General features: G+C 66.6%; 27 protein-coding genes and 1 pseudogene. 12 read left to right on the forward strand and 16 right to left on the reverse strand.

Translation table 11 applies throughout. From position 1 onward, the window contains the following. Positions 1 to 2 precede the first annotated feature (2 nt). From CFB24_RS08690 to CFB24_RS08710, 5 genes are all read right to left on the reverse strand, one after another. Positions 3 to 806, reverse strand: coding sequence for a CbbQ/NirQ/NorQ/GpvN family protein (locus tag CFB24_RS08690; protein WP_088520212.1), 804 nt, complete (start codon positions 804 to 806; stop codon positions 3 to 5). A gap of 73 nt (positions 807 to 879) precedes the next feature. After that, complete coding sequence (locus tag CFB24_RS08695) at positions 880 to 2,238, reverse strand: cbb3-type cytochrome c oxidase subunit I (protein ID WP_088520213.1); 1,359 nt, start codon at positions 2,236 to 2,238, stop codon at positions 880 to 882. Between the two features lie 15 nt (positions 2,239 to 2,253). Beyond that, a complete protein-coding gene (locus CFB24_RS08700; protein WP_088520214.1) occupies positions 2,254 to 2,709 on the reverse strand; it encodes a c-type cytochrome in 456 nt (151 codons plus the stop codon). Further along, positions 2,706 to 3,032, reverse strand: a complete 327-nt coding sequence (locus CFB24_RS08705; RefSeq protein ID WP_088520215.1) for a hypothetical protein — start codon at positions 3,030 to 3,032, stop codon at positions 2,706 to 2,708. Before CFB24_RS08705 ends, CFB24_RS08700 begins: the two co-directional genes overlap by 4 nt. A gap of 3 nt (positions 3,033 to 3,035) precedes the next feature. Continuing rightward, complete coding sequence (locus CFB24_RS08710; RefSeq protein ID WP_088520462.1) at positions 3,036 to 3,623, reverse strand: cytochrome c oxidase subunit 3; 588 nt, start codon at positions 3,621 to 3,623, stop codon at positions 3,036 to 3,038. A gap of 118 nt (positions 3,624 to 3,741) precedes the next feature. On the opposite strand from CFB24_RS08710, the gene CFB24_RS08715 reads away from it, so the two are divergent. The 4 genes and pseudogenes from CFB24_RS08715 to CFB24_RS08730 all read left to right on the forward strand — a co-directional run bounded on the left by CFB24_RS08715 (position 3,742) and on the right by CFB24_RS08730 (position 6,832). Then, positions 3,742 to 4,272 (forward strand): SixA phosphatase family protein, encoded by a 531-nt coding sequence (locus CFB24_RS08715; protein WP_088520216.1) that lies wholly within the window; start codon positions 3,742 to 3,744, stop codon positions 4,270 to 4,272. Positions 4,273 to 4,318: 46 nt separating this feature from the next. Next, positions 4,319 to 4,684, forward strand: a pseudogene (locus CFB24_RS23915) (DUF2231 domain-containing protein); the annotation flags it as partial. 66 nt (positions 4,685 to 4,750) lie between these two features. After that, complete coding sequence (locus CFB24_RS08720) at positions 4,751 to 6,067, forward strand: PQQ-dependent sugar dehydrogenase (RefSeq protein WP_425332086.1); 1,317 nt, start codon at positions 4,751 to 4,753, stop codon at positions 6,065 to 6,067. A 351-nt stretch (positions 6,068 to 6,418) separates the two neighbouring features. Continuing rightward, positions 6,419 to 6,832, forward strand: a complete 414-nt coding sequence (locus CFB24_RS08730; RefSeq protein ID WP_088520219.1) for a hypothetical protein — start codon at positions 6,419 to 6,421, stop codon at positions 6,830 to 6,832. A gap of 12 nt (positions 6,833 to 6,844) precedes the next feature. Here the strand turns inward: CFB24_RS08730 and CFB24_RS08735 are convergent, their stop codons facing one another. Beyond that, on the reverse strand, positions 6,845 to 8,185 hold the full coding sequence (locus CFB24_RS08735; protein WP_158255237.1) for a globin-coupled sensor protein: 1,341 nt from the start codon (positions 8,183 to 8,185) through the stop codon (positions 6,845 to 6,847). 209 nt (positions 8,186 to 8,394) lie between these two features. On the opposite strand from CFB24_RS08735, the gene CFB24_RS08740 reads away from it, so the two are divergent. From CFB24_RS08740 to CFB24_RS23030, 8 genes are all read left to right on the forward strand, one after another. Beyond that, complete coding sequence (locus tag CFB24_RS08740) at positions 8,395 to 9,198, forward strand: RMD1 family protein (protein ID WP_088520221.1); 804 nt, start codon at positions 8,395 to 8,397, stop codon at positions 9,196 to 9,198. A 137-nt stretch (positions 9,199 to 9,335) separates the two neighbouring features. Next, a complete protein-coding gene (locus CFB24_RS08745; protein WP_244593220.1) occupies positions 9,336 to 11,141 on the forward strand; it encodes an ABC transporter ATP-binding protein in 1,806 nt (601 codons plus the stop codon). Between the two features lie 23 nt (positions 11,142 to 11,164). Next, positions 11,165 to 11,590 (forward strand): PaaI family thioesterase, encoded by a 426-nt coding sequence (locus tag CFB24_RS08750; RefSeq protein ID WP_088520464.1) that lies wholly within the window; start codon positions 11,165 to 11,167, stop codon positions 11,588 to 11,590. A gap of 130 nt (positions 11,591 to 11,720) precedes the next feature. Further along, the gene (gene rplM, locus CFB24_RS08755; RefSeq protein WP_088520222.1) at positions 11,721 to 12,191 is read left to right on the forward strand and encodes a 50S ribosomal protein L13; all 471 of its coding nucleotides are present in this window, start codon (positions 11,721 to 11,723) and stop codon (positions 12,189 to 12,191) included. 2 nt (positions 12,192 to 12,193) lie between these two features. Further along, a complete protein-coding gene (rpsI, locus tag CFB24_RS08760) occupies positions 12,194 to 12,673 on the forward strand; it encodes a 30S ribosomal protein S9 (RefSeq protein WP_088520223.1) in 480 nt (159 codons plus the stop codon). A 239-nt stretch (positions 12,674 to 12,912) separates the two neighbouring features. After that, positions 12,913 to 14,328 carry a pyridoxal-phosphate dependent enzyme gene (locus CFB24_RS08765; RefSeq protein ID WP_088520224.1) on the forward strand — a complete coding sequence of 472 codons (1,416 nt, stop codon included), beginning with the start codon at positions 12,913 to 12,915 and terminating at the stop codon, positions 14,326 to 14,328. Further along, the gene (locus CFB24_RS08770) at positions 14,318 to 15,055 is read left to right on the forward strand and encodes a VTT domain-containing protein (protein WP_158255236.1); all 738 of its coding nucleotides are present in this window, start codon (positions 14,318 to 14,320) and stop codon (positions 15,053 to 15,055) included. The genes CFB24_RS08765 and CFB24_RS08770 overlap by 11 nt, the downstream gene beginning before the upstream one ends. 134 nt (positions 15,056 to 15,189) lie before the next feature. Next, positions 15,190 to 15,327, forward strand: coding sequence for a hypothetical protein (locus CFB24_RS23030; RefSeq protein WP_158255235.1), 138 nt, complete (start codon positions 15,190 to 15,192; stop codon positions 15,325 to 15,327). A gap of 45 nt (positions 15,328 to 15,372) precedes the next feature. Here the strand turns inward: CFB24_RS23030 and CFB24_RS08775 are convergent, their stop codons facing one another. The 10 genes from CFB24_RS08775 to CFB24_RS08820 all read right to left on the reverse strand — a co-directional run bounded on the left by CFB24_RS08775 (position 15,373) and on the right by CFB24_RS08820 (position 25,939). Beyond that, positions 15,373 to 18,132 (reverse strand): putative bifunctional diguanylate cyclase/phosphodiesterase, encoded by a 2,760-nt coding sequence (locus tag CFB24_RS08775; RefSeq protein WP_158255234.1) that lies wholly within the window; start codon positions 18,130 to 18,132, stop codon positions 15,373 to 15,375. Positions 18,133 to 18,181: 49 nt separating this feature from the next. Further along, on the reverse strand, positions 18,182 to 19,060 hold the full coding sequence (locus tag CFB24_RS08780) for a transporter substrate-binding domain-containing protein (protein WP_088520227.1): 879 nt from the start codon (positions 19,058 to 19,060) through the stop codon (positions 18,182 to 18,184). Positions 19,061 to 19,323: 263 nt separating this feature from the next. Continuing rightward, on the reverse strand, positions 19,324 to 20,511 hold the full coding sequence (locus CFB24_RS08785; protein WP_170133744.1) for an MFS transporter: 1,188 nt from the start codon (positions 20,509 to 20,511) through the stop codon (positions 19,324 to 19,326). Next, positions 20,508 to 21,227, reverse strand: coding sequence for a fatty acid desaturase (locus CFB24_RS08790; protein WP_088520229.1), 720 nt, complete (start codon positions 21,225 to 21,227; stop codon positions 20,508 to 20,510). The genes CFB24_RS08785 and CFB24_RS08790 overlap by 4 nt, the downstream gene beginning before the upstream one ends. 91 nt (positions 21,228 to 21,318) lie before the next feature. Continuing rightward, positions 21,319 to 22,521 carry a lycopene beta-cyclase CrtY gene (gene crtY, locus CFB24_RS08795; RefSeq protein ID WP_088520230.1) on the reverse strand — a complete coding sequence of 401 codons (1,203 nt, stop codon included), beginning with the start codon at positions 22,519 to 22,521 and terminating at the stop codon, positions 21,319 to 21,321. Between the two features lie 166 nt (positions 22,522 to 22,687). Further along, positions 22,688 to 23,785, reverse strand: coding sequence for an ABC transporter permease (locus CFB24_RS08800; protein ID WP_244593146.1), 1,098 nt, complete (start codon positions 23,783 to 23,785; stop codon positions 22,688 to 22,690). After that, positions 23,782 to 24,771, reverse strand: a complete 990-nt coding sequence (locus CFB24_RS08805; protein WP_158255177.1) for an ABC transporter ATP-binding protein — start codon at positions 24,769 to 24,771, stop codon at positions 23,782 to 23,784. The genes CFB24_RS08800 and CFB24_RS08805 overlap by 4 nt, the downstream gene beginning before the upstream one ends. 81 nt (positions 24,772 to 24,852) lie before the next feature. Next, positions 24,853 to 25,101, reverse strand: a complete 249-nt coding sequence (locus tag CFB24_RS08810) for a hypothetical protein (protein WP_141098395.1) — start codon at positions 25,099 to 25,101, stop codon at positions 24,853 to 24,855. 255 nt (positions 25,102 to 25,356) lie between these two features. Then, the gene (locus tag CFB24_RS08815) at positions 25,357 to 25,707 is read right to left on the reverse strand and encodes a HesB/IscA family protein (RefSeq protein WP_088520466.1); all 351 of its coding nucleotides are present in this window, start codon (positions 25,705 to 25,707) and stop codon (positions 25,357 to 25,359) included. A 43-nt stretch (positions 25,708 to 25,750) separates the two neighbouring features. Then, complete coding sequence (locus CFB24_RS08820; protein WP_088520233.1) at positions 25,751 to 25,939, reverse strand: 4Fe-4S dicluster domain-containing protein; 189 nt, start codon at positions 25,937 to 25,939, stop codon at positions 25,751 to 25,753. Between the last annotated feature and the right edge of the window lies 1 nt (position 25,940).

Below are 25,940 nucleotides of genomic sequence, written 5' to 3' on the forward strand. Positions count from 1 at the left end.
CTTTATCCCAGCGTGACTTGCGCCAGATCGCGCAACCCCGCGCGCACGTCAAAATCGTCGGTGAGCGGCTCGATCAGCGTCGCCTCGATCGCCTCATCGCGCTTCATGCCATCGGCCATAAGCGAAGCGCAGGCGACCAGCAGGCGGGTGGAGGCGCCTTCCTCCAGATCCTGCCCCTTCAAGGCCCGCAACCGTCCCGCCAGCCGCACCAGTTGCGCGCAAGCCCCCGCCGCCAGCCCGCTCTCGCGCGCGACGATTTCGGTTTCGGCCTCGGCGTTGGGATAGTCGAACGAAATGGCGACAAACCGCTGCCGCGTCGAGGGTTTTAGCGTTTTCAGCACCGACTGGTAGCCGGGGTTGTACGAGATCACCAGCATGAAATCGTCGGGCGCGTGCAGCGTTTCCCCTGTGCGGTCGAGCGGCAGAATGCGGCGGTCGTCGGTGAGCGGATGCAGCACCACGGTGACGTCCTTGCGCGCCTCCACGACTTCATCGAGGTAACAAATTCCCCCTCGACGAACAGCGCGGGTCAGCGGCCCGTCGCTCCAGACGGTTTCGTCATTCTTGATGAGATAGCGGCCGGTGAGATCGGCGGCGGCGAGATCGTCATGGCAGGCGATGGTGTCGAGCGGGAGATTCAACTTTGCCGCCATATGCGCGACGAAGCGGGTCTTGCCGCAGCCGGTCGGCCCCTTGAGCAGCACGGGCAAACGGCGCCGGAACGCGGCTTCAAAAATTTCGCATTCGCGGCCTTGCGGCTGGTAGAACGGGACTTCCTTATGCGCGGCGACGGCGGCGAGATGCATTGTAAGCTCCAAGAATCTTGAGAGGCCACGGGCCGGTCCCTCTCCCCGCTCGCGGGGAGAGGGAGCGGATGCGTCACTCAGCTGCTGCGGGAACCGCGCCGGCGACTGGCGCCGTCTTCGTGCGCGGCATCAGCAGCAGCGAGGCAATGAACAGCAGGGCGCCCAGCACCGTCACCGCGCCGCCGCCGAAGCGCAGCAGGTAGAACAGGCCGATCTGGTCCTGCGCGTCCATGTAGCTCAGGCCCTGCACGCGCTCGAGGTGCGATTGCAGCACGCCCGCGAAGGTCAGCGACACCGTCATGAACACCACGCCCGCCGAGGTGATCCAGAACGAGGCGATGTTCAGGATCTGGTTATACGGCGCGCGGTTGAACAGATACGGGAAGGCGTAGGTCATGATCGCCAGGTTCAGGCAGACATAGGCGCCGTAGAAGGCGAGATGTCCGTGAGCGGCGGTGACTTGCGTGCCGTGGGTGTAGAAGTTCACGCCGTGCAACGTGTGCAGGAAGCCCCACACGCCCGCGCCGAAGAAGGCGAGAACCGAGCAGCCCAGCGACCAGATCATCGCGGCCTTGTTCGGATGGTCGCGGCGACCCTTCCACGCCATGGCGAAGCAGAAGATCATCATGCCGAAGAAGGGGACGACTTCGAGCGAGGAGAACACCGAGCCGATCCACTGCCAGTAGCCGGGTGCGCCGATCCAGTAATAATGGTGGCCGGTGCCGAGGATGCCCGAGAACAGGGCGGTGGCGATGATGATGTACAGCCACTTCTCGATCACTTCACGATCGACGCCGGTGATCTTCAGCATCAGGAAGGCGAGCACCGAGGCCATCACCAGCTCCCACGTGCCTTCCACCCACAGATGCACCACATACCACCAGAACATCTTGTCTTCCGAGGTGTTGTGCGGAACGTAGAGCGAGAACAGGAAGAAGACGGCGATGCCCCACAGGCCCAGCAGCAGCACGTTGGTGATCGCGGTCTTGCGGCCCTGCAGCACGGTCATGGAGATGTTGAACAGGAAGATCAACGCCGCCACGATGATGCCGAGCTTGATCCATAGCGGCTGTTCCAGATAGGAGCGGGCGTGATCCGCGTAGATGTGGAACAGATAGCCGACCACCGCCGAAAGGCCGCCGAGGAAGAAGATCGCGAACTGGATGTAGGCGAGCTTGGGCGAGTAAATCTCGCGCTCGGATTCTTCGGGAACGAGATAATAGGCGGCGCCGAAAAAGCCCAGCAGCAGCCAGACGATCAGGGCGTTGGTGTGGATCATGCGCACCATGTTGAACGGAAAATATTCAACCGGCAGCAGGTTGGGCATGATGTAGATGAGTCCGCCGACCAGGCCGAACGAGACCTGTACGGCGAAGATGAGCAGCGCGCCAAGCCAATAGGTCTTGGCTATATTCTGTGTCTGATATTGCATTCAAACCTCCGGAGATCAGTTGGCCTTGGGCCGCGGCGGCCAGCCTTGCGTGTTGGTGCGGGACACCCAGGCGAGGTAATCGGCGAGATCGTCGAGTTGGGCTTCGGTCAGGTGGAAGTTGGGCATCTGGCGGCGCCCCTGCGCGCCGGATGGCTGCGACTTCATCCAGTCCTTGATCATCTGGTGCGCGCCGGCCGGATCGGTCTCGCCGCCCCAGCGCTTGAACACGTCGCCGACTTCCGGCGCGAAGCGTGCGCCTTCGCCATGCAGCGTGTGGCAATCGAAGCAGGCGTTGCGTTCCCACACGCCCTTGCCGCGCACCACCGATTCCGTGAGATGCGCTTCATCCGTGCCCTTCGTCAGGATGTAGTTGCGGCTCTGCGCCGTCAGCCCCACGAAGATCGCGAAGAAGAACAGCGACCCGCCGTAGAAAATATTTCGGGCCGTGGATTTGGTCAGGACTTCACTCATTCATTTGCTCCCGGTGCTCCTGTTGTTGCGACGAGATGTGCGTTCCCGCGCGCCTGATGGATCGGCGTGGGAAAGACGAGGATCGAGCCGGCGACCAGGGCCAGCACGAGAAAGGTTGCGGCGAAGAAGCCGGCGAGCGCGCCGGGCGCGGCGTCGAGGCCGAGATAGCGTGCGAGAACGATGCGGGTTTTGAGCGCGGCGGCGAGCGTGACGGCCGCCAGCCAGAGCGCGCTCGCCTGCGCTTCGGCGGCGAAGGCGAGCGCGAGCGACAGCGTCAGCAGAAGCAGGAAGGCTTGGACGAGGCTGGAGAATGTCCTGCGCATGGCTCACCGCATCAGATAGAGGCAGGGGAAGACGACGAGCCAGATCAGGTCGACCATGTGCCAGAAGGCGGTCCCGGTCTCGACGGCTGCGGGGGTGGCGAGGCGCGCGACAATGCCGAGAATGATCAGCCCGAGCACGACATGCAGCGCGTGAAATCCGGTCACCAGAAAATACAGGGTGAAGAAGGGCGAGCTGTCGATGTCATGGCCGGCCGCGATTTCGCCGGAATATTCAAACCCCTTCACGCCCAGAAAGCCGAGGCCGAGCAAGGCGGCGGCGGCGAGCCAGCCGCGCGCCGGGGCGGCCTCGCCGGCGTGCGCGGCGCGATTGGCCAAGGCCGCGAAAAAGCCGCTGGCGAGCAGCAGCGCGGTGTTGGCGACGCCGGCGAGCCGGTCGAGATTGTCCTGCGCCAGCGCGAAGCCGAGCGGGTCGCGCGCCCGCGCTCCGGCATAGCCGAGCAGGGCGAGGCCGAAGACGGCGAGTTCAGAGCCGATCAGCACCCACATCAGCGGGTGGCCGGGCAGGGCGGAGAGCGGCCCCCAATCGGAATCGGCGGTCGCAACGGGGGCGGGGGTGTCGGCGGCGTTCATGCGGCAGTGATGCGGCAGACGGTCGCGGTCCACTTTGCCCATCCGCAAGTTGCGGCGGGAAAGTGGAAAAATCTGTCGCGCGGCGCATAATGCCGCCGCCAACCGCAGCGGGAACGCAATGAAAAAACAGCTCTGCCTGCTTCGCCACGCCAAATCTTCGTGGGACGATCCCGATCTCGCCGACGCCGACCGCCCGCTGGCCAAGCGCGGCCGCAAGGCCTGCGCGCTGCTGCGCGATTGGTTCCGCAAGGAGGCTGTCCGCCCCGACCTCGTGCTGGTCTCAAGCGCGGTTCGCGCGCGCGAAACCTTGCACGGGCTGGAGCCGTGGCCGGCGCCGCCACAGGTCGAGATCTTGCTGGCGCTCTACCACGCCGCGCCGGCAAAAATTCTCGACATCGTTCGCGCCGCGCCCGAAACCGCCGGCGCGATCCTCGTCATCGGCCACAATCCGGGCCTGCAGGACTTCGTCCTGCGCCTGTCGTCCCTGCGCGACGATCCGTGCGTCCGCAGCATGGCCGCAAGCTTTCCCACCGGCGCGCTGGCGCAATTCGCATGGGACGGTCCGTGGGCGGAGCTGGAATTCGGCCGCGCCGCGCCGATCCGCTTCATCACGCCGCGCGAACTGAAGCCACGGGAACACGCGCGCTAACGGGGCGTTTCCAGTCCACACGCGCGAAAAAAACCGGGTGGACTTCATGACCGATGTTGCGACCATTCCGCTGTTGCGGCGCCCTCTGTTTCGGCCGCTGGCGCATTTCGCGGCGGCCTGCCTGATCGGGACGCTGGCGACGGATCTCGTCTATTGGCGCACGGCCGACATGTTCTGGGCCGACGCCTCCTCCTGGCTGGTGACGATCGGTTTTATGCTGGGGATGTTGGCCTTTGCGGTCGGCCTGATTGAAGTCGTCGCGCGAAGGCCGCTGCTCGACCCGCCGAACTGGGTTTACGTGTTCGTCGCCGTGCTGACGCTGATCGCCGTTTTTCTCAACGTCATGACGCATACGCGCGACGGTTGGACTTCGGTCGCGCCCGAGGGGCTGGGGCTGTCGGCGATGACGGTCGCGCTGATGCTGTTCTTTCCGCGCGGCCGCGCGCTGGCCCGCCGTCCCCCCGGCATGGTGTTGGCGATGCTCACGGTTTTGGCGACGTCGGCCCCGTTCGCCTTCGCGCTCAAGCACGCCGACGCCGCCTTCGATCTCTCCAGCCAGATCGGCCCGAACCCGGCCCTGCCGGAGCCGGAGCCTTCGCTGTTGCCGCACATGCGCTTAGCGAAAGTGGTGGGGTGGGGCGAAGGCGAAAAGCCCGAGGTCGCGCCGGGCCTCGCCATCGCGCCGCTGGCGCAGAACCTGCAGCACCCGCGCTCGCTCGCCGTGTTGCCGAACGGCGACATTCTCGTGGTCGAAGCCGTCGCGCCGAAAGGCCATCCCATCCACCGGCCCAAGGATCTGGTGATGGGCCTGATCGAAAGCTGGGCGACCAATGGCGGCTCCACCGGCCCCAGCAACCGCATCACCCTGCTGCGCGTCGGCCCGGACGGCAAGGCGCAGCAAAGCCTGTTTCTCGACCATCTGACCTCGCCCTTCGGCGTCGCCCTGGTGGGAGGCGACCTCTATGTCGCCAATACGGACGCGCTGATGCGCTATCCCTACAAGACCGGCGACCTGCGGATCGAGTCGCCGGGCGAGGTTCTGGCGCCGCTGCCGGGCGGTCCCATCGACCATCACTGGACCAAGAGCCTCGTCGCCAGCAAGGACGGATCGCTGCTCTATGTCGGCGTCGGCTCCAACAGCAATGTCGGCGAAAACGGCCTGGAGGCGGAGAAGAACCGCGCCGCCATTCTGGAGGTGGAGCGCGCCACCGGGCGCTGGCGCGTCTTCGCCAGCGGTCTGCGCAACCCCAACGGCCTGTCGTTCGAGCCGGAAACGGGCGCGCTGTGGACCGTGGTCAACGAACGCGACGAACTCGGCCCCAATCTCGTCCCGGATTACCTGACCTCGGTGAAGGACGGCGGATTTTACGGCTGGCCCTATAGCTACTGGGGCGCGCATGTCGATCCGCGCGTCGCGCCGCCGCGCCCCGATCTGGTCGCGCGCGCGCTCATGCCGGATTATTCCCTCAGCTCCCATGTGGCGCCGCTCGGTCTGGCGTTCTCCAACGGCGCGGGGCTGCCGGAACGCTATCGCAAAGGCGCTTTCGTCGGCGAACACGGCAGCTGGAACCGTGGCGAGCTGAACGGCTACAAGGTGGCGTTCGTCCCGTTCAATGGCGGGCGGCCCAGCGGCAAGGCGGAGGATGTCGTCACCGGCTTCCTCAATGCGCAGGGCGAAGCTCGGGGCCGGCCTGTGGGCGTGGCCGTGGACGGCGGCGGCGCGCTGCTGATCGCGGACGATGTCGGCAATACGGTCTGGCGCGTCGCCGCCGCGTCGCAACAGGCGTCGCCCTGATCGCCCAAGCCGGCAAGGCGGAAGTCTGACTTCGCCTTGATTTGTCTTGTGCCCTAAAGTAACTTAGCCCCTGACGACGCTTTCATTTTTCAGGTGTCTCATGGAAGTATCCTTACAGCAGGCGATTGAAATTTACGCCAAGGCTTTACGCGCTCAACGTGGCGCCCGCGCGCCAGGCGACGCGAGAGAACGAGCCGGACAGCTCGCCCGGACCGGAGATTACGAAGGGCAGGACGTCTGGCGGCAGGTGGCCGCCGTCGCGGAAACTCTGCCGATGCCTTATCCGCCGGACGAGCCGACGTTCCACGCCCCCTGAACAGCTCAGGCCTCCGCGCCGGCAAGGAGCCTTTTATGCGCGCTGTCGCCGCCGCCCGGAAAGCCTTGCCGGCCTTGGCTTTGGCCGTCGTCGCCATGGGCCTCGCCGTGGTCCTCCCGCCTGCGCTGGCGCGGGCCGCGCCCGCGTCAAGCCTGCGCGAGCTGTTCGCCCAGTTCGGCGCCTGCCTGAAACAGCCCGCCGACATGCCGTCGGGGGAAATCACCTTGCGCTTCAGCCTGCGCCGCGACGGCGCGCTGGTCGGCCGCCCCCATATTTCCTTCGCCCGCGTGTCGGGCGACGATGTGCAAAGGCAGGCGGCGCTCGCCGCTGTCGCCGCCGCGCTCGACCGATGCCTGCCGGCGCAAATGACCGACAGCCTCGGCGGCGCCGTCGCCGGACGGCCGCTGACGCTGCGCCTGATTTCCCACCCGCCCGACCGGGAGATCTGACTCGCCAGGCCGTCAGACCGCTTTCGCCTGAGCGACGAAGCGGCCCAAGTCCTCGTTGAGCCGGGTCGTTTCGCGAGACAGGGACGCGGCGGCGTCGATGACCTGATGCGCCGATACATCCGTATCCTCGGCGGCCTTGTTCACGCCGGCGACGCTGCAGGCGATCTCTCGCGCGCCGGCGGCCGCTTCCTGCACGCTTCGGGCGATCTCCTGCGTCGCCTCGCCCTGCTGCTCGACGCTCTGGGCGATGATTTCAGCGTTGCCGCTGAGGTCGCCGATGCGCGCGGCGATGGCTTCGATCGCCTCGGTGGCGCGGCGGCTGGCGTTCTGGATTTCCCCGATGGCGGCGGTGATCTCGTCCGTCGCGCGCGCCGTCTGATTGGCGAGGGTCTTGACCTCATTGGCGACGACGGCGAATCCCTTGCCGGCCTCACCCGCGCGCGCCGCCTCGATGGTCGCGTTCAGCGCCAGCAGGTTGGTCTGCCCGGCGATGGTCTGAATCAGCTGGACGATGGCGCTGATCTTCTCGGCGTTGTCGCGCAGAGTCCTGACCAGGTCGTGGACCGCCTGGGACTCGGCGACCGCGCGGCCGGCCGCCTCGGAGGAGTGATTGACCTGCGCCAGAATCTCCGCGATCGAGCGCGACAATTGCTCGGCGGCGGACGCGACGCTCTGAATATTGACGCTCGCCTGTTCCGACGCCGAAGCCACGGTCGAGGAGCGGGCGCGCGTCTGCATCGCGGTTTCGGTCATGCCGCCGGCGGTCGCCTGCAACTGGTGGGCCGCGCTCGCAAGCCCGGAAAGCGCCTCGCGCGTTTTGGTTTCCAGAGCCGTCAGCAAGCCGTCGAGATCCCGACACCGCTGCTCGCGTTGCCCCAGCAACTCATCCTGATAGACCGAAATCGCTATTTCCATGTCCAGCATGACGGCGGTGGAGATCGCCCGCAGCACATCCTTGATTTTTCGCGGCGACCATCGCGCGGAATCCACGGCGATGTCGAACAGGCGCGTCAGGATGAACTGGTAGCCGCCGACGTACCAGCGCGGTTCGAGGCCGATGCGGAAATGCACCTTGCCGATCTCGCGGACGGCGTTGAAATAGGCGTCGTCGAACCGTCCCGAGAACAGTTGCAGCCAATGTCCGGTCTGGGCCCGCTTGAGATGGGGGCACTTGCCCGCGATCATGCCGTCGAGGTGCGGCACGTCGGCGGCGTGCGCGTAAAATCCGTCGATGATCTCCGGAAGCTTCGGCTCGACCGCCTTCCAGATTTCCGGCAGCACGCGCCGTTCCTCGGGACGAATAACGAAAAATTTCAGGCGTCCGCTTAAGTCCGCCGCACGTTCAAGCGCCATGCTCAACCTCAAAAAAATGACGCGAAGCCACGCTCGCTCAGGGGGCGCGTGGTGCGATGCAAAGCATTTTCTTGATTTTGTTGGAGCTGTTCTAATCATCTTAGCTTGCGCCACGCTGGAGCGGCTGAGACGGCGCCGACCGAAGCCCGCGATCTCATGCGGCCATTCGGCGCCTGCAATCGTCGCTGAATTGCGCTAGAACTCCAGATATGGACGACTCGACAATCATCGGCGCCGACCGACTCACCGCCCGCGCATTGCTGCTGGGCGACCGCATCGATCTCGCGGGGCTGGAGCGTTCCGACACCATCTCGTTGATGCCGCTCGCCTTTCAGGTCGGGCCCGCCGGCCGCGTCGTGCTGTATCGCTATGGCGTGGCCGTGCTGCTGGGCCTCAGCCCGCTGGAGGAGGACGACATCATCTCCAAGCTGAAGGGCCGAATCGTCGGCGCCCGGCTGCTGAAGGAGGATGAAACCGCGCAGCTCGTGCTCGATACCGACGACCGGATCGCGCCGGGCGGCTCCATTGGCGTCAAGGACTTTTCCAACCCGCGCTTCCTGGTGTTCTCCGACGCCCTGGCCAAAAGCGTGGCGCTGGGCCGCGACGAACGCGAGGTCAGCGGCGTGTTCGACGAGATCGAGCCGTTGGCCGTCAGTCTGGCGAGGCATGGCCGTCCGATGCGCGGCCGCCGCGAAATGCTCAAGCTGATCGGCCGCGCGCTCCGCGTCCAGCACCGCGTCTCCGGCCGCGTCGCGGTTGAGGAAAAGCCCGACGTGCTGTGGGATCGCCCCGATCTCGAACGCCTTTATGCGCGGCTTGAGGACGAATACGAGCTGAAGGAGCGGGCGCAGACGCTCCAGAGAAAGCTGGATGTGATCGTCGAAACCGCCCGCGCGCTCGCCGATCTGATCGACGCCGACCGCTCCAGCCGGATGGAGGCGGCGATCGTCGTGCTGATCGTGCTGGAGCTGGCGGTTTCCCTGTTCCAGATCGTGTTCATGTCCGGGCATTGAAGCGGGGCGGGGGAGGCGGCGGCAGGACCGCCGCATTGACAGGACCGGCTTTAACCCTCATCAAGGCGCGGTTTTCCCGCGCTCCCGCGGCCGGAGCGCGTCGGATATGGTTGTGGCTCGCTTGCGGAAGTCCTTGATTGTCCTGGCTCTCTGAAAAATTGGCCAAGAAATGGTTCAACGCCGGTCAGATGCATCTGATCGAGCGGTTGCTGCGCGAACAGGGGCGCAAGCACGTGCGGTCCTATGTGATCGCCTTTGCGATGATGGGCGTGATCGCCGCCTGCACCACGTTCTCCGCCTATATCATGAAGGACATCATCGACCGCATCTTCGTCGACCGGTCGATCGAGGCGATGTGGGCGATTGGCGGCGCCATCGTCACCATCTATGTCGTCAAGGGCTTCGCCACCTACGGCCAGCAGGTCACGCTGACCCGCATCGCCAACAATATTGTCGCGGAAATCCAGACCCGCATCTTCGACAAGATGCTGGCGATGGACATCGCCTTCTACAACCGGAGCCATTCCACCGAATTCATCGCGCGCCAGGCGTTCATCTCCAGCGCGGCCAGCGGCGCGCTCAATATGCTGATCACCGCGCTCGGCCGCGACATTCTCACCACCCTCGGCCTGACCTTCGCCATGTTCCAGCAGGACCCGGTGCTCGCGGTCCTCGCCGTGGTGATCATGCCCGGCGCCATCATCGGCGTGCGCAAGCTCGGCGCCAAGGCGAAAAAGGTGATGATGACGGAGTTCAGCGGCTTCGCGTCCATCCTCGAAAGCCTGCAGGAAACCGCCCAGGGCATCCGCGTCGTCAAGAGCTTCACGCTCGAAGGCCACATGCGCGCCCGCCAGAGCGAGGCCATCCGCTCGTTCGAAAGCGCCGCCAACAAGCTGGCGCGGGTGCAGTCGCGCTCCAGCCCGCTGATGGAGACGTTCGCCGGCGTCGCGATTGCGGCCGTGGTGGTCTATGGCGGCTATCGCGTGATCTACAATGGCGCCGAGCCCGGCAATTTCTTTGCGTTCATCACCGCGCTGCTGCTCGCCACCGAACCGGTCAAGCGCGTCGCCCGCTTGCAGGTCGACCTCTCGACCTCGCTGATGGGCGTGGAAATGCTGTACGAATTCCTCGACCAGCAAGAGCCGGAGAAGGAGACGGGAACCGAGCTGGAGCTCAAAGTCACGCAGGGCCGGGTCGAATTCCAGCAGGTCGAATTCTCCTATCGCGCCGGCGAGCAGGTGCTCAATGGCATCGACTTCGTGGCCGAGCCGGGCGAAACCACGGCTCTGGTCGGCCGCTCCGGCGGCGGCAAGACCACCACCATGGCCATGCTGCTGCGCTTCTACGAGCCGACCGGGGGCAGGATCCTGATCGACGGCCAGGATATCGCGCAATGCTCGCGCCGCTCGCTGCGCAGCCAGATCGGCTATGTCGGGCAGGACAGTTTCCTGTTCAAGGGCTCGATTCGCGACAACATCGCCTATGGCCGTCCCGGCGCCAGCGAAGACGAGATCGTCGCCGCCGCCAAGGCCGCTTTCGCTCACGATTTCATCACCGGCTTCGAAAACGGCTACGATTCGCCGGTGGGCGAGCAGGGCATGCAATTGTCCGGCGGCCAGCGCCAGCGCATCGCCATCGCCCGCGCCTTCCTGAAGAACGCGCCGCTGATCCTGCTCGACGAGGCGACGTCCGCGCTCGACACCGAATCGGAGCGCGCGGTGCAGGAGGCGCTGAAGCAATTGTGCGCCGGCCGCACCACCCTGGTCATCGCCCACCGTTTGAGCACGGTGGCCAAGGCCGAGCGCATTTGCGTGATCGAGTCCGGCAAGGTGATCGAAATGGGCCGGCAGGACCAGCTTTTGGCGAAGGGCGGGGTTTACGCCCTGCTGCACAAGACCCAGTTCGAGAGCGCCGCCTTGCTGGCCGAGGCCGCCGCCGAGTGAGCGCGGCGGCGCGCCCGCCGGTGATGTCCGTCGCGGCGGTCGAGGCGTTCCTCGCCGCCGAATTTCCGCAATTGCGCCACGGCGGCCGCAGCGTGACGGTGGAATCGGTGGGGCCGCTCACCGCGCGCCTGCGCCTGCATGTGGACGAGCGCCACCTGCGCCCGGGCGGCACGGTGTCCGGCCCGTCGCTGTTCATGCTGGCCGATGTCGGGCTTTACGTGGCGATTCTCGCCCAGATCGGTCCGGTCGCCCTGGCCGTGACCACCAATCTCAACATCAATTTCCTGCGCAAGCCGCCGCCGGGCGACGTGATCGCGGAGATTCGCCTGCTCAAGCTCGGCAAGCGTCTGGCGGTGGGCGAGGCGACCCTGTTCGCGGACGGCGACGACGCGCCGGTGGCCCATGCGGTGGGAACCTATTCAATTCCGCCACAAAACACGGTATTATAATACCCACAAGCGGAAACGCCCGCGTTTTCTTGGCTTTCACGCGAAACGCCGTTGACAGAAACGTGGCGCGCCCCTACAAGCGCGCATCGTCCCGCCGGGTTTTTCGCCCGCGCTGCAACGGAAAAGAGACATGTACGGCAAGACCTATTCGGCCAAGGCCGCCGAAATCGAGAAGAAATGGGTGCTGATCGACGCCAAGGGATTGGTGGTCGGTCGTCTCGCCTCGATTATCGCGCTGCGCCTTCGCGGCAAGCATAAGGCGACCTTCACCCCCCACATGGACGATGGCGACAACATCATCGTCATCAACGCCGACAAGGTGGTGTTCACCGGCCGCAAGCGCGACCAGAAGGTGTACCACCATCACACCGGTTTCCCGGGCGGCATCAAGGAGCGTTCCGCCAAGTTCATTCTTGAGGGCCGTTTCCCCGAGCGCATCGTCGAGAAGGCCGTGCAGCGCATGATCCCCGAGGGTCCGCTCGGCCGCAAGCAGCTCGGCAACCTGCGCGTCTACAAGGGCGCCGAACACCCCCACGCGGCGCAGAACCCCGTCGTGCTGGACGTCGCCGCCCTGAACACCAAGAACACCCGGGAAGACTGACCATGAGCGAGACCCTCTCCTCCCTGCAGGACCTGAAGGCCGCCACCGCCGCCCCCGCGCCGGAAGCTCCCGTCCATGTGCAGAAGCTGGACAAGTTCGGCCGCGCCTACGCCACCGGCAAGCGCAAGAACGCCGTCGCCCGCGTCTGGATCAAGCCCGGCGCCGGCAAGATCACGGTGAACGGCCGCGAGCTCGCGGTTTATTTCGCCCGCCCGGTGCTGCAGATGATCGTGCGCCAGCCGCTCGGCGTCACCGCGCGCGTCGACCAGTTCGACATTCTGATCACGGTGGCCGGCGGCGGTCTGTCCGGCCAGGCCGGCGCGGTGCGCCACGGCCTGTCCAAGGCGCTGACCTATTACGAGCCCGGCCTGCGTCCGGCGCTCAAGAAGGAAGGCTTCCTCACCCGCGACTCGCGCGTGGTCGAGCGTAAGAAATACGGCAAGCGCAAGGCCCGCCGCAGCTTCCAGTTCTCGAAGCGCTGATTTCACGCTTTTGGACATGCGAGGGCGGACCTCGGTCCGTTCTCAGCAATTCCCACAACCCCGCCGGTCCCGGCGGGGTTTTTGTTTGCGCGGACGACTTCGCGCGCGCCCCCGCCGCCGCCCCTGACCTATGGTCAAACATTCCGAAACGGCTGTTGCATTAACCACTGATTAATCAAAGGCTTCTGCTCGGGCTTAAGAATTGGTAAACCTTCCTGACAGTTTCAGGACAGGTGACGATGGATTGCTCGAGACGCCATATCCTTCAGGGCATCATGCTGGGCGGCGCGGGATTGGGCGCGATCTGTTTTTCGCAAAGCCGGACGGTATTGCAGACGACGGGAGCGGAAACCTCGCCTCCGGCGTCGCCGCTGCAGGCGCCGCAACGCCAGTCGCTGGCGCTGGCGAGATTTGCGCCCGCCCTGGTCGACCCCGACGCGGCGCAAGGCCCGCTGATCGTGAACGCCGTGGCGGAGAAAGTCGCGCATGACGGCTATGTCCGCCAGGGCCAACCGGGCGACGCCGTGTTCCACGATCCCGCGCGCGGGCGGCCGATCCTTCCGTGGGCCCCGCTGTTTCCGCGCAACCCCGATATTTTGCAGCTGCCCGCAAGGATCAACCGGCAAATCGGCTGCGACCGGCTGCTGGTGATGAACGAAAGCAGCGCGCTCCAGCCGTTCTACGGCAACAAGGCCCGCAAATACGAGTTTCTGCTGCCCAATCTGCATTGGTCCGGCGTCCGCCGCGTCGCCACCGTCGGCGCGGTCTCCAGCAACCATGCGCTGCACTTCGCCTTGGCCAACCGCCTCGCGGACCTGACCGGGACGGGTCAGCCGCTGAACAGCGATCTCGACCTGCTGCTGTTCGAGGCGCCGGGCATGCCGAACGACGATCAGCGGCTTGGCCTGCTCCGCCTGCTGTCGCAGCGCGTCGTGCTGGCCAGCAACACGTTCGGCCTGGCGGGCGAAGCCGCCTGTGAAATGGCCAAGCAAAAGCTCACCCCGCAAGCCGAGGCGCTTGTGCCGCCGGGCGGGTCGAACGCCTTGAGCGTGCTCGGCCATATGAACGCCATCGCGGATTTCGCGCTTTTGCTCGAAGCGTCGAAGGCCTGGGACGCGCCGCCCGACATGATTTTCGTCGCCATGGGCAGCGGTTCGACGGTGCTGGGCCTGCTGCTGGGCGTCTATCTGCTCGGGTGGCCCACGCAGATCGTCGGCGTCGCCGATCAGGACCGGTCCTATCTGTCGCGTTTCGTCGCCAACCAGCAGCCGTCGATCCCCTTCGTGGAGGGCAATGTGACCCGGTTGGCCGGGCGCGCCGTCGCATGGCTGAACGCGCTGGGTTTCCCCGGCGTCCCGGCCAGCGCCGAGCGCTTGCTGCGCCGCGAGGCGTTTTTGCCGGATTCGCAGCATTGGAGCCCGGGCTACGGCTTGATTAGCGCGGAGGATGCGGCCTGGCGCGACCAACTGGCGGGCGAGGGGCTCAAGCTCGATCCGGTCTTCACGCTCAAGGCCTGGCGATCCCTGGCGGCCTTTGGCAAGTCGGGGGCGTTGCGGGACAAGCGGGTTCTGTTCTGGAACACCTATCATTCCTATGATTACGCCGCCCATGCGCGGTCCCTCCTGTCCGCGTCGGCGGCGTCTCATGCGCTCTAACGGCCTGCTGCTCTATCTGGGCGCGGTCGCGGCGGCGCTGCTCGGCTGGTGCTGCTGTCCGCTCTCCGGCGATGACCTGCTGCATGAATTGAGCGCCTTCGACACGCGGAGCGAGGACAATATCGTCGCGAGCGCGCTGGTGTTTTTCGTGCTGTCGGTCGTGCTGTCCTTTTTGGCGTTTCCGTCCATGCCGCTGGTTTGCGTGGCGGCCGGCTATTGCCTGACCCCGCTGTGGGGCGGCGTCGTCGTCGTGGTGGGGAGCGCGCTTGGCGGCCTCGGCGCTTTCCTGTTGTACCGGAAGCACATTCCGCACAGGCTGCGCGCGCCGGCGTCGCGGCGGCGATCGCTGAGCCTGTGGCTGTCCCTGCTCGGTCTGCGCCTGTCGCCGCTCGTTCCCGCGCCGCTGGTGACGTTTTTCGCGGCGTTCTTCGGCGCTTCGGCGCTGCAATTCCTGGTCACCACCTTGCTCGCCAGCGCGCCGCTGATCGTGTTCTATGGCGTCGTCGGCCAGCAGGGCCACAATTACCGCGATGGCGCGCCGATCGAATGGTGGGTCTTCCCCGGCTACATCGCCCTCATCGCCGCCAGCACCCTGTTGAGCCTGCTGGGGCCGTGGCGGTCGTTCCTCAACGCGATCAAGAAATTGCGGCGCGAGGCCGGCGCGGCGTCGCGCCAAGGCGTCGCCGCGGGCGCGGCCGTCATGGCGACCTGGCCGTTGCGCGATTGACCGGCGCGAGGGCCTTGGCGCGGCCGAATCGTTAAAATTGCGCGGGTGCGCCTGACGGGCGCTTAAGCTGGGCGTGGCAAAGCTGCCGAGACAGGAACGGCGACCGGGCCGATCCGTTTTCAAGGTGGCGGCCGATGAACTTCGCCTTTTCAATTCCGCAGCGCGCCGTCAAGATCGCGACGTCGGGATACGTCCTGTCGGCCCTGCCGCTGCTGTTGCTGGTGATCGCTTTCGCGCCCGTGCTGCGATCGGGTCTGCTCGTCATGGAATGAGGCGGCGACCGCGTCGCCGTCTGTCTGAACCGCCGCGCCGCCGGTTTAGGCGCTGTGCGCCTGGAGGTCCAAACCCTCGGGCGGGACGCCCGGACGGGCGAACAGCTTGGCGAACTGGACGAATTGCTTCGACGACATAGGCCGGGCGAACAGATAGCCCTGATAAACCCGACAGCCGCGCGCCGCGAGGAAGGCGCGCTGTTCTTCGGTCTCCACGCCTTCGGCGATGACGGAAAGCCCGAGGATTTCGCCGAGCGCGATGATCGTCTCGGCGATGGCGGCGTCGTTGGGGTCGGTGGTGATATCCCTGACGAAACTCTGGTCGATCTTGAGCTGGTCGAGCGGAAGCCGCTTCAAATAGGACAGCGACGAATAGCCGGTGCCGAAGTCGTCGAGCGAAAACCGGATGCCGATGTCGCGCAGCGCGGTCATTTTGGCGATGACCTCGTCGATTTTCGCGATTTCGAAACTCTCGGTGACTTCGAGCTTCAGCCGGCGCGGATCGGCGCCGGTCTGTTCGACGATGGATTTCACGCGATCGACAAAGGTCGGCTGGTGCAGTTGCACCCCGCTGACGTTGACCGCGACGGTCAGATTCGCCAGCGCCGGATCGCGCGCCCATTCGGCCAGTTGGACGCAGGCGGTTTCCAGCACGCCATTGCCGAGCGCGACGATCAGCCCCGAGCTTTCCGCAATCGGGATGAATTCGCCGGGGGAGGGCGGCTTGGCCACGGGCCGGGGCCAGCGCACCAGCGCCTCGGCGCCGACCAGCCGGCCTTCGTGATCGACCTGGGCCTGATAATGCAGCTGGAAGTTTTTCTGCGCGATATCCTCGCGCAGTTCAGCCTCGATCTTGGCGCGCGATTCGATCAGCATCTGCATGGCCGGGTCGAAGAACCGCACGTCGTTGCGCCCGGCGGTCTTGGCCTCGTACATGGCCATATCGGCCCATTTGAGCAGATCCTCCATGCTTTGCCGCTCGTCGCAGAACAGGGCGACGCCGATGCTCGCCGTGCAGCGATAGGTGTGTCCGTCGAGATCCTGCGGTTCGGCGATGCTGGCGATGATGCTTTCGGCGACCGTTTCGGCGTGAAGCGCCGCGCCCTCGGCTTCCGAAGCTTGGAGATCGGCGAGCAGGACCACGAATTCGTCGCCGCCGAAACGCGAGACCGTGTCGCGCTTGCCAATGCATTTTTGCAGGCGCGCGGCGGAATGTTTCAGCAGCAGGTCGCCCTTGTGATGGCCGAGCGTGTCGTTCAGCCGCTTGAAATGATCGAGATCGATGAACAGCAGCGCCCCATAGGTCTGCGTCGTCCGGCAATTGGCCATCGCCTGGCGCGCGCTCACGATCAGCGAGGCGCGGTTCGGCAGGCCCGTGAGCTGGTCGTAAAACGCCAGCGTGCGAATCTTCGCCTCGGCCGCCTTCTGGTCCGACAGGTCGTAATAGGTGCGGACATAATGCGACGGCGCGCCCGTCTCGTCCTGGACCGCCGACAGCGCCAGCCAGCGCTCGACGATCTCGCCTTCCTTGGTGCGCAGCTGGATTTCGCCCTGCCAGCGGCCGCTCGCCTCGATGGCGGCGGCTTGCTGCTCGGCGGGGTCGGCGTCGTCCTGTTCGGCGTGCAGGATCGCGATCGACCGGCCCACCAGCTCCTCGGCTTGATAGCCGGACATCTCGCCAAAAGTCTTGTTGATCTTGAGAATGATATGGTTGGCGTCGGTGACGATCATCTCCTCCTGGGATTCGAACGTCGTCGCCGCGATGCGCAATTCGGCGTTGGTCTCCTTCAGCGCCCGCGTCTTGCGGCGCAAATCCTCCTCCAGGCGTTTGCGCAGGGCGATTTCTTTGGAAAGCGAGCTGTTGTGGCGCGACAGTTCGTGGCGGCGGCGGTCGGCTTCGACGACGTCGTTCTCCAGCTGAACGGCGCGGCGGCGCTGCCGTTCGAACCCGATGGCCATCACGAACAGGGCGGCGGGAAAGGCGGCGAGATAGAGCGCATAGGCCGGCGTCGAGCCGGCGCCGTAAGCCGTCGCTTCGGAGGTGAGGGTCATCAGCGACAGCGGCGCCCGCTCGATCGGCGTGCGCAGGGCGAGCATCCGGTTGCCGTTGGGGGAGCCGGCGACCGTGGGGATGGGACGGTCGGCCGGAATATTGGCGAGGGATCGGTCGACCAGATCGAAATTCACGCTCGCGCGCGTGGCGGAAAGGGCGCGGGCTCCATCGCCGATCAGCAGGAACTCGTGATATCCGCCCTCGGAATCGTCGGCTTCGATCAGCAGCCGCGACAGAACCTTCAGATCGGCGGTGGTCGCGATCGCGCCGACCAGAACATCCTTGAAAAACACCGGCGCGACCACCTCGATCGTCCAGGCCTGCGGATCGATGCGCGGCGCGGCGACATAGCCGGGAATGGAGTCGATCGCCGGGTTGGCGCCGACGCCGGCGGAGGCGACCTCGACCCTGTTCTTGTCGATGAAGCGGATGCGGCGCACATAGGCTTCCCCGCGCAACGTCGTGCGCGCCATGAACCGCTGAAATGCGTGCTCGATGAAGCCGATATTGGCGTTCAGCCCGTAGCGCGGCGACATGCCGAGCGCGGCGTTCGCCAGATAGTCCTCGACCTCGTGGGCGCCCGCGATCTGCGTCGCGAGTTTCGTCTGGTCCGTGAGGAAGTCGGCGACGACGGCCGCCCGCCGCGCGCTGTCCGCGAGCAGCCGGGAGTCGGTCGCCGCGCGGAGCTGCATGCGGGTCGAATACAAGCTCCAGGCCAGGTAAAGAACGAACAGCAGAAACCCGCTCGCCATGACGAGCGGCCAGTTCAGAAGCAGGCGATGCCAGCGTGGCGGCAATGGATCACGCCTTCTTCTCGAAGAAGGCGGGGAAAAAACGCCTGATGCCGGGATAATATTTGTCGACGAGCCGGTCATAGGTTCCCTCTGCCTTGATGTCGCGCAGATAGACATTGAAGGCGTCGCGCAACGCGCCGGCGTCTTTCGGAAATGCGACCGCCAGTGTCTGCCGCTCGGACACCGGCCCGAGCACCTTGATCTGGCCCGCCCATTTGCGCAGGTCGAGCACGGCGTCGGGAACGTCGAGCAGCGTGAGTTGCGCCTCGCCGTTGAGCAGCGCCGGAACCATCTCGTTCAGATTGGCGCTTTTGGTGTATTTCTTGAGATCGACGCCCAAACCCGTCAGCCCGTAATTGGCCGGATCGAGGCAGGTCCGCTCCATCACCAGCAGGCTTTGGCTGCCGATCAGGCTTTTGGTGGCTGCGACGTCGTCCGCCAGCGTCGTTCCCTCCTTGATCGGCTGGATCGCCGACGCCGACGGCGCGATCAGCAGCACCTGCGATGGAAACGTGGGGTCGGAATAGATCAGAATCTGCTCGCGCCACGGCAGAACGGTGAAGCCCGAGGCGATGACGTCGCCCTTGACCGGAAATTCGCCCGCCAACTGGACATCGCCGCCCCGGCGCACGGCGTCCTTACCCAGGAGGTCGCGGACGACGCTGTAGAAATCCGAATAGACCAGCTTGTATTTCACGCCGAGCCGCCGGGCGAACCCCTGCATGATCTCGACGTCGAGACCGTCGCCCGAACCGGTGACGAAATTGGCGTAGCGGATGCCGATATGCCGCAATTCCCCGCGCGCCTTGATGGCGTCGAGGTCGGCCGCCGCCGCCGAGGCCGCGACCGTGAACAACAGGGCGCACACGCCAAGAACCTGTCTCAAGAGAACATGCCTCAAGATGCGACCTCGACCATTTGGCTTGCTCCAGCCGTTGCGGACGGCCCCCGCGTCGATGAAGACTGGCGGCCGGACGTCGCTGTTCTTTGCGCAAGGGCAGGTTGTGCTCGGCGCGCAAAAGTCAGCCGCGCTGAACCGATCGCGCGCCGTCTATGCTACCTTAGGTTGAAAATCTTGAAGTTTCGTTGCTTTCTCTGGCCTCGGGACTCCGCCGCCGCGCAGCGCCTGCGGTCCCTCAACCGCTTGAATCAGCGATCGGACTCGCCTCCGCGCACGCGGCGCCCGTCCGGTTGCGACAGGGCGAAAACCAGCGGCAGCGCCAATCCCGCCATCGCCGCCATCGCCCAGAACGCGGCGCCGCCATAGCGGCCGAATAACACGCCGGAGACGAGCGACAGGGCCGCCGTCGCCGCGCCGACGCCCAGTGCGCCATAGAGGCTTTGCGCCAGAGCGGCCGACGCGGCGGGAACGGCGCGGCCGATCACCCCCATGGCGGTCAGATGCAGCAGGGCGAAACTCAGGCCGTGCAGCGGTTCGACCAGCGCCATCGCGGACGGGGCCGCGGTCGACGCCATCACGCTCCAGCGCAGGACCGCCGCGCCGATCGCCAGCGCGAAGGCGCCGCGCTCGCCGAAGCGCCGCAGCAGCGCCGGCCCGATCGCCATGAAAACCAGCACTTCCGCCGCCACGCTTTCGGACCACAGCACGCTGGCGACAAAGGGCGACGCCCCCGCCTGCGTCCAGTAAATCATGGCGAACCCATCGTGCAGGGCGTGGCTGCCCAGCGCGAGCGCGGCGATGCCGACCACGACGCGGAAGTCGCCGAGGGCGAAAAGCTCCGTCCAACGCATCGTTCCCTGTTCGGCCGGCGCTCGCGCCGCCGGTTCGGGCGCGTAGAGCGCGGCCAGCGCCGCCGCCGCGAGCAGCGCCGCCTGCGCCAGCGCCGGCGCCGTCGCGCCGAAGCGCGCCGCCAGCGCGCCGCCCGCCAGCGAGCCGAGGATGAAGGCCGCCGAGCCCAGCCCTCGGATGTGGCCATAGGAGAAGTTTTCGCGCGCGGCGGCGGAGACAGCCGAGGCGTCGGCGAAAGGCGCGGTCGGCGCCTGGGCGGCCGCCTGCGCCAGGGCGAGGGCGACCAGCGCCGTTCCGGCCAGCGGCGCGGCATAGAGCGCCGCCGCAACCGCCGAACAGGCGCAGGCGCCGGCGAGCGCCCGGCATACGGCGCGGCGGGCGTCGGCGGCGTGGCCCAGAATCGGCGCGACCGCCATGCGCGCGACCACGCCGGCGCCGATGACGGCGCCGATGGTTTCAGGCGGAAGGCCGCGCGCCTGAAGCAGCGGCGGCAAGAAGGGCGAAAGCGCGCCAAACCCGCCATAAAGCAGCGTGAACAGAAGAGTCAGGCGCGCGGCGCTTCCCTTGCGCCAGCCCCTACCGCTCACGCGCGCGTCCGCTCGGCGGGCGCGGCGGGCAGGCGCCACCACGGCAGGCCCGGAAACAAGTGGTGTTCATGATGGCGGCCGCCAAAATGGAAACAGGTCACCAGCGACGCTCCCGCGCTCATGCGCGGCGAACGCGCGTTGTGGCGGTCCACGAACGGCTCCGGTCCCGGGCGATGCGGCAGGTATGTGCCGAACCAGAACAGTTGGAACGAGGCGAGAATGGAGGGGATTGACCAGAACGCTACGTAAGGCCAGCGGTCGCCGAGCAGCCATTGATAGGCGATCACCGCCGCCGTCACGGTCAAAAATTCGCGCCAGCCGAAATAGCGGCGCATGAAGGCGAGATACCAAAGAAACGGGCCGGCGCGGGCGAAATCGGGATCGTCGTCGGTTCCGGGCGCGAGATGATGCAACCGATGCTTCACGACGAGGCGCCGGAAGGAAAATCCGGCGTAAAGCCGCAGCGCCAGCGCGCCGACCGCCACATTGATTTTGGGCCAGGCCGGCGCGAGCGAGCCGTGCATCGCGTCATGGGCGACGATGAACAGACCGGTGGACAGCCAGGTCAGGCCGAGCAGGCAGGCCAGCGCCGTGAAGGGATGGCCCACGGCGTCGAGCCGCCACACCGCGAAAACATGCAGGGCGACCCAGGCCGCGATAAGCGCCCCGGCCAGCGTCAGGCCGATCCAGCTCTGCCGCGCGAAATCCTTTGACATGAAAAACCCTCACAGGGGCGGGGCCGGACGGCTCCCGCTCTGCGCAACGGAACCGCGCCGCAAAGGGTTCCCGTCCCGGAGGAGGATTCGCCTAAACCCCTTCCGCATTGGCCCCCAGCAGCGCCTCCTCGCCCAGGCGCTTGCGGCGCGCCGCTTTGAGCAGCGGCCGCTCGCTCAGGCAGGCGAGGGCGCGCGGGATCGGCACGGGCGGCTTGCCGATCAGGATGCGCGCCCGATCGGCGAGGGTGAGGCGGCCGGCGTAGAACCGCTCGATCAGCGGTTCGGACAGGCGATAGAAATGTTCCAGGATCCTGCGGCGCTGCTCCGGTTCGGCCGCGCGGAACAGCAGGCGGCTGAGGAAACGCGAGTAGGTCTGCCGCCGCGCCTCTTGCAGCGCGAACCGCCGCACCGCCGCGAACGCCTCTCGCGTGTCGCAGGCGTGGGCCGCCGCAACGTCGGCCACCCGCGCCGCCAGCGGCAGCGAATAGCCGGTGACCGGATGGAAAAGCCCGGCGCGCATGCCCACGGGAACGGCGCCGCCGGCCGCGTCGGCCCAGAAGGCGGCGGCGTCGAAGGCCATCACCACGGGCAGCACGCCGCGCTCCCGCCGCGCCTCCGCCCCCTCCCAGCCGCGTTTGGCGGCGTAATCGTGGATCGCCGCCAGACAATCGGCCTCGTCGAGCACGGAGCCGTCGGTGTAGCGCGTATCCTCGATCAGAATGCGGCGGTCGGTGAAGGGCAAGGTGTAGACGAAGCGATAGCCGTCGTTCTGCGCGACCTGCGCGTCCATGATGATGGGAACGTCGCGACCGTGCGGCGCGGCGCAGTCCAGTTCGACACCGACGAACACCTGCCAGCCCAGCGCCATATAGGCTTCGGGAATCCGGCCGGTTCCGTCGATGACGCAGGGCGCGCGCCACGCTTGCCCGTCGATGTGAACGCGCTTGGCCGAAATCCGCTCCGCCCGCGCCGGAATACGGATCACGGACGGGCAGGCGGCGAGCGCGGCGGCGAGAGAGGCGCTGGTCAGGCTGGCGTAGCCGGTGCGCAGCCGCCGCGCATAGCGGGAAAAGCGCACTTCCTGGCCGGGCCAGGCGCAGGCGATGGCCGGGGCGAGCCATTGGCGTTGCCTGTCGTTGAGGTCGGTCTGGTGAAAAGACCATGTGTGGCCGCCGGCCTGCGCGCCGGCGTCGACGAGAAGGATGCGCCGGGCGGGATCGCGGGCGGCCACGGCGAGCGCGATCAGGCTGTTGGCGAGTCCCCCGCCAACCAGGATCAGATCGGCGTCCCTCATTCGCAAACGCCGTGCGACCCGACGACATAAAGCCAGTCCGTCATGAACGTCTTCCCAAGGCATGAATCGAAGGCAAACTCTGCAAGACTAATCGTCTTGCGCGACATTCCGTTCCCGCGCGTCCCGCAAATGAGCCGGGGCGCGCCTTGCGCGACGACGCGCGGGGTCAGCCGCGACGCTCCCGCAGCAGAAAAGCCCAGGCGAGGGTCGCGCTCGCGACGCCAAAGCCGACGAGCAGGGCGGCGTAAAGCGCGATCCGTCCGGCGTCCGACCCGCGCCAGAGCAGATCCTGATAGGCTTCGATGGCCCAGGCGTTGGGCGTCAACAGGCTGACGTCCTGCAGCCAGCGCGGCATCAGGTAGCGCGGGATCATCGACCCGCCGACGGCGGACAGGATCATCACCAGAAAGGCCGAAAGGGTCTGCGCCTGCTGCCGGGTGCGGCAGACGGCGCAGAGCAGCAGGGCGGCGCCGGCCGCCATCGCCGCCGCGGCGAGGGTGACGAGGCTCCAGCCCGCCAGCCGGTCCATGACGGCGACGCCATAGAGCGCCGCCGCGACCACGAAGATGATGCCGACCTGCAGCGTTCCCTGCAAGGTCAGAAACAGGAATTTGCCGCTCACCGCCTTGGCCAGCCCACCCGCGCTCGACGTGAGACGGTCGAGAATTGCGTTGCGCCGCTCGTCGATCAGCAGCATGGCGCCCTGGCTGGCGGAAATCAGCAGGAACAGAATCCCGACCGCGCCGGCGTAATAAACGGTGGGGGCGTCGGCGTGGGCGGCGCGCGCGATCTGCGCCAACTCCACCAGCGGCGCCGCGCCGGTCCTGTCGGCCGCGCCGGCTTGATTATCCCCAAGCAGTTTCTGCACGCGCCCGACCACCACGGGCGCCGCCACCGGGCGGCTGGCGTCGCCCAGCACGACGACGGGCGCGTCGGCGGAGGGCAGGGCGGGATCGCTGCGAATGACCACGCCGGCGTCCACGTCGCCGCGCCGCACCGCCTGCTCCAGCCCGGCGCGGCTGGCGGGGCGCAGCGCCACGACCAGCCGGTCGTCGCCCGCGATCGCTGAAACGATCCGGCGCGATCCCGCGGTTTCGGCCTGATCGAACAAAGCGACGCTCAGTTGCAGCTTGTCCCCGGCGGTTCCCGAGAAAATGGAGGCGAAGATGAGATAGATGGCGGCGGGCAGGGCGAAGGCCATCACCAGCGCGCCGCGGTCGCGCAGCAGATCGAGCGCCATCACGCGCATCATGGCGACGATCATGGCGCCGTCTCCTGTTGCGTCCCGCGCAGGAACAGGCTGGACAGGTCGGGCTCGCGCACCCGGATTTCCCGAACGCGCAAACCGCTGTGGCTCAGCCGCCGTTGCAGATCCGCGACGTCGACGGCGTCGGCGGCGTCGTAACGCACCCATTGCGTTTCCGACACATGCGGCGCGAAGCCGTCGGCCTCCAGCGCGGCGCGTTGCGGCGCGTCGGCGGGCGCGCGCAGCTCCGCCACCACTTCGAGCCGATCCCCGAACGCCTCGCGGACCAGCGCCTCGGGGCGCCCCTCAAGGCCGATGCGCCCGTTCTGGACGAGGCCGACGCGGCTGCAAAGACGCTGCGCCTGGTCGAGGTCATGGGTCGAGACCAAAATGGCCGCGCCCTTGCGCCTCAAATCGTCGAGCAGGCGATGAATCGCCTCGCGCGCGTCAATGTCGATGCCGACGGTCGGCTCGTCGAGCAGCAGCACGCGCGGACGCTTGAGCAGCGCGACGCAGATGTTGACCCGCCGCTGATAGCCGCCCGACAGCGTCGCGCAAATCTGGTCGGCGCGCGCCGCGAGGCCGGTTTCGTCCATCAGGATGCGGATCAGATCCGCCGCCTGGGGCACGCCGGCGGCGCCGGCGAACACTTGGAGGTTCTCCTTCACCGTCAGATGGTGATAGAGCGAAATTTCCTGCGGCGCGAAGCCGATCGCCGACAGCCGCGACGGTTCGCGCAGAATATCGGCGCCCTCGATCAGGATCTCGCCGCCGTTCAGCCTGACGCGGCCGGAGATCGCCTTCATCAGGGTGGTCTTGCCGACGCCGTTCGGCCCGAGCAGGCCGTAAATCTCTCCCTTGAACAGATCGAGATCGAGACCGGAGAAAACCCCGCGGCCCTTGAAGGCGTGAACGGCGTTGCGCACCCGCACCACCGGCGCGGCGCCGTTCCCGTCGAGAGCCTTGCGGGCTTCCGGTTTCGTCATCGTCGCAGCATCGGTCATGGCGCCTCGGCGGGGAGCATCGTCCATCCGTCAACCGCAAGCCCGCCCGTAAAGTTCCCGCTTGCCGGCTCGGGCGCGCGATCAAGCGCTTTCTTGCGCCGCCACCAGCATCAGATTGGGCGTGTTGCGCACCGCGCGCAGGTCGGCGGCGCGGTCCTGCATGGCGCCGATCAGATGTTCGACGCCGCGATCCAGCGATTCCGGCCGCAGCCCCGAGGCGGTCAGCGCATCCACCGCGCGCTCCGCCAGCATGAAGGCGATGGCTTCCGGCCCGCAGCCGTCGAGCCGCATCGCGGCGACGCAGGTGTTGAGAAGAATTTCTGCACGCATGAGGGTCTCCTGTGTGACGGGATCGTCAATCCCTTCGGGGAAACGGCTCATGCCGCATCGGACGCCAAGGCGTCGGGCGAAAGAAGCGCCGGCGCCGCGTCAGGGGCGCCTGGACCTGTTGTTGCAAAAGCTGGGCCAGAGTTTTGGCGCGGAAATCCGCGAAATCCTGCGGCCCAGGCGTTCATCTGCGAACTTTTCGCGTGGAAATTGACCTCCGGGGGAAATTCCACACGCCAAGTTCAGCGCGCGTCCCCGTCAGGCGGGTTTCGCGCAGGAACAGGCGCCCGCCGGTTTCGACGCGCAATTGGCGGCCTGCTCCTCGGTGGGCAGAGCCAGCGCGAAATTGAAGCCGAAATTGTCCGGGTCTTCCGAATAATCGACGGTGGCGCCGGCGAGAATGGCGGCGGAGTCCTGATCCATGAACACGCGGACGTCGCGGATTTCCACCACCGTGTCGTTCGGCGCCGGGTCCGGCTCGATCCGCATGGAATATTTCGGGCCGGAGCAGCCGGCTTCGGCCGTGATGCGCACGCCCTGGCCGCGTTTGTCGTTGGCGACAAGCGAGGCTTCGATGGCGGCGATGGCCGGACGGGTCAGAATCAGCATGTCGTCTTCCATCCTTGTTCGGGCGGTGTCGGGCGCCCTGGCTTCAGGCTTTGATGATGGTCTTCTCGACCGGGCAGACGCCGATGCAGCGCGGCTCCTCGCCCTCGCATTCCGTGCATTTGGCGGCGGCGATGGCGAAATTGTCGCCCTTCATGGCGATGGCGGCGTTGGGGCATTCGAATTCGCAAGCGCCGCAGGCGGAGCATTGCGAGGCGACAATTTTAAAGGCCATG

The sequence above is a fragment of the Rhodoblastus acidophilus genome (assembly GCF_900187365.1).
Classification (GTDB): domain Bacteria; phylum Pseudomonadota; class Alphaproteobacteria; order Rhizobiales; family Beijerinckiaceae; genus Rhodoblastus; species Rhodoblastus acidophilus.

Excerpts from the sequence above, each read along its gene's own strand:
- CFB24_RS08690 (WP_088520212.1), bottom strand. The coding sequence starts at position 806 with ATGCATCTCGCCGCCGTCGCCGCGCATAAGGAAGTCCCGTTCTACCAG.
- CFB24_RS08695 (WP_088520213.1), bottom strand. The coding sequence starts at position 2,238 with ATGCAATATCAGACACAGAATATAGCCAAGACCTATTGGCTTGGCGCG.
- CFB24_RS08700 (WP_088520214.1), bottom strand. The coding sequence starts at position 2,709 with ATGAGTGAAGTCCTGACCAAATCCACGGCCCGAAATATTTTCTACGGC.
- CFB24_RS08705 (WP_088520215.1), bottom strand. The coding sequence starts at position 3,032 with ATGCGCAGGACATTCTCCAGCCTCGTCCAAGCCTTCCTGCTTCTGCTG.
- CFB24_RS08710 (WP_088520462.1), bottom strand. The coding sequence starts at position 3,623 with ATGAACGCCGCCGACACCCCCGCCCCCGTTGCGACCGCCGATTCCGAT.
- CFB24_RS08715 (WP_088520216.1), top strand. The coding sequence starts at position 3,742 with ATGAAAAAACAGCTCTGCCTGCTTCGCCACGCCAAATCTTCGTGGGAC.
- CFB24_RS08720 (WP_425332086.1), top strand. The coding sequence starts at position 4,751 with ATGCTCACGGTTTTGGCGACGTCGGCCCCGTTCGCCTTCGCGCTCAAG.
- CFB24_RS08730 (WP_088520219.1), top strand. The coding sequence starts at position 6,419 with ATGCGCGCTGTCGCCGCCGCCCGGAAAGCCTTGCCGGCCTTGGCTTTG.
- CFB24_RS08735 (WP_158255237.1), bottom strand. The coding sequence starts at position 8,185 with ATGGCGCTTGAACGTGCGGCGGACTTAAGCGGACGCCTGAAATTTTTC.
- CFB24_RS08740 (WP_088520221.1), top strand. The coding sequence starts at position 8,395 with ATGGACGACTCGACAATCATCGGCGCCGACCGACTCACCGCCCGCGCA.
- CFB24_RS08750 (WP_088520464.1), top strand. The coding sequence starts at position 11,165 with ATGTCCGTCGCGGCGGTCGAGGCGTTCCTCGCCGCCGAATTTCCGCAA.
- rplM (WP_088520222.1), top strand. The coding sequence starts at position 11,721 with ATGTACGGCAAGACCTATTCGGCCAAGGCCGCCGAAATCGAGAAGAAA.
- rpsI (WP_088520223.1), top strand. The coding sequence starts at position 12,194 with ATGAGCGAGACCCTCTCCTCCCTGCAGGACCTGAAGGCCGCCACCGCC.
- CFB24_RS08765 (WP_088520224.1), top strand. The coding sequence starts at position 12,913 with ATGGATTGCTCGAGACGCCATATCCTTCAGGGCATCATGCTGGGCGGC.
- CFB24_RS08770 (WP_158255236.1), top strand. The coding sequence starts at position 14,318 with ATGCGCTCTAACGGCCTGCTGCTCTATCTGGGCGCGGTCGCGGCGGCG.
- CFB24_RS23030 (WP_158255235.1), top strand. The coding sequence starts at position 15,190 with ATGAACTTCGCCTTTTCAATTCCGCAGCGCGCCGTCAAGATCGCGACG.
- CFB24_RS08775 (WP_158255234.1), bottom strand. The coding sequence starts at position 18,132 with ATGGCGAGCGGGTTTCTGCTGTTCGTTCTTTACCTGGCCTGGAGCTTG.
- CFB24_RS08790 (WP_088520229.1), bottom strand. The coding sequence starts at position 21,227 with ATGTCAAAGGATTTCGCGCGGCAGAGCTGGATCGGCCTGACGCTGGCC.
- crtY (WP_088520230.1), bottom strand. The coding sequence starts at position 22,521 with ATGAGGGACGCCGATCTGATCCTGGTTGGCGGGGGACTCGCCAACAGC.
- CFB24_RS08800 (WP_244593146.1), bottom strand. The coding sequence starts at position 23,785 with ATGATCGTCGCCATGATGCGCGTGATGGCGCTCGATCTGCTGCGCGAC.
- CFB24_RS08805 (WP_158255177.1), bottom strand. The coding sequence starts at position 24,771 with ATGACCGATGCTGCGACGATGACGAAACCGGAAGCCCGCAAGGCTCTC.
- CFB24_RS08810 (WP_141098395.1), bottom strand. The coding sequence starts at position 25,101 with ATGCGTGCAGAAATTCTTCTCAACACCTGCGTCGCCGCGATGCGGCTC.
- CFB24_RS08815 (WP_088520466.1), bottom strand. The coding sequence starts at position 25,707 with ATGCTGATTCTGACCCGTCCGGCCATCGCCGCCATCGAAGCCTCGCTT.
- CFB24_RS08820 (WP_088520233.1), bottom strand. The coding sequence starts at position 25,939 with ATGGCCTTTAAAATTGTCGCCTCGCAATGCTCCGCCTGCGGCGCTTGC.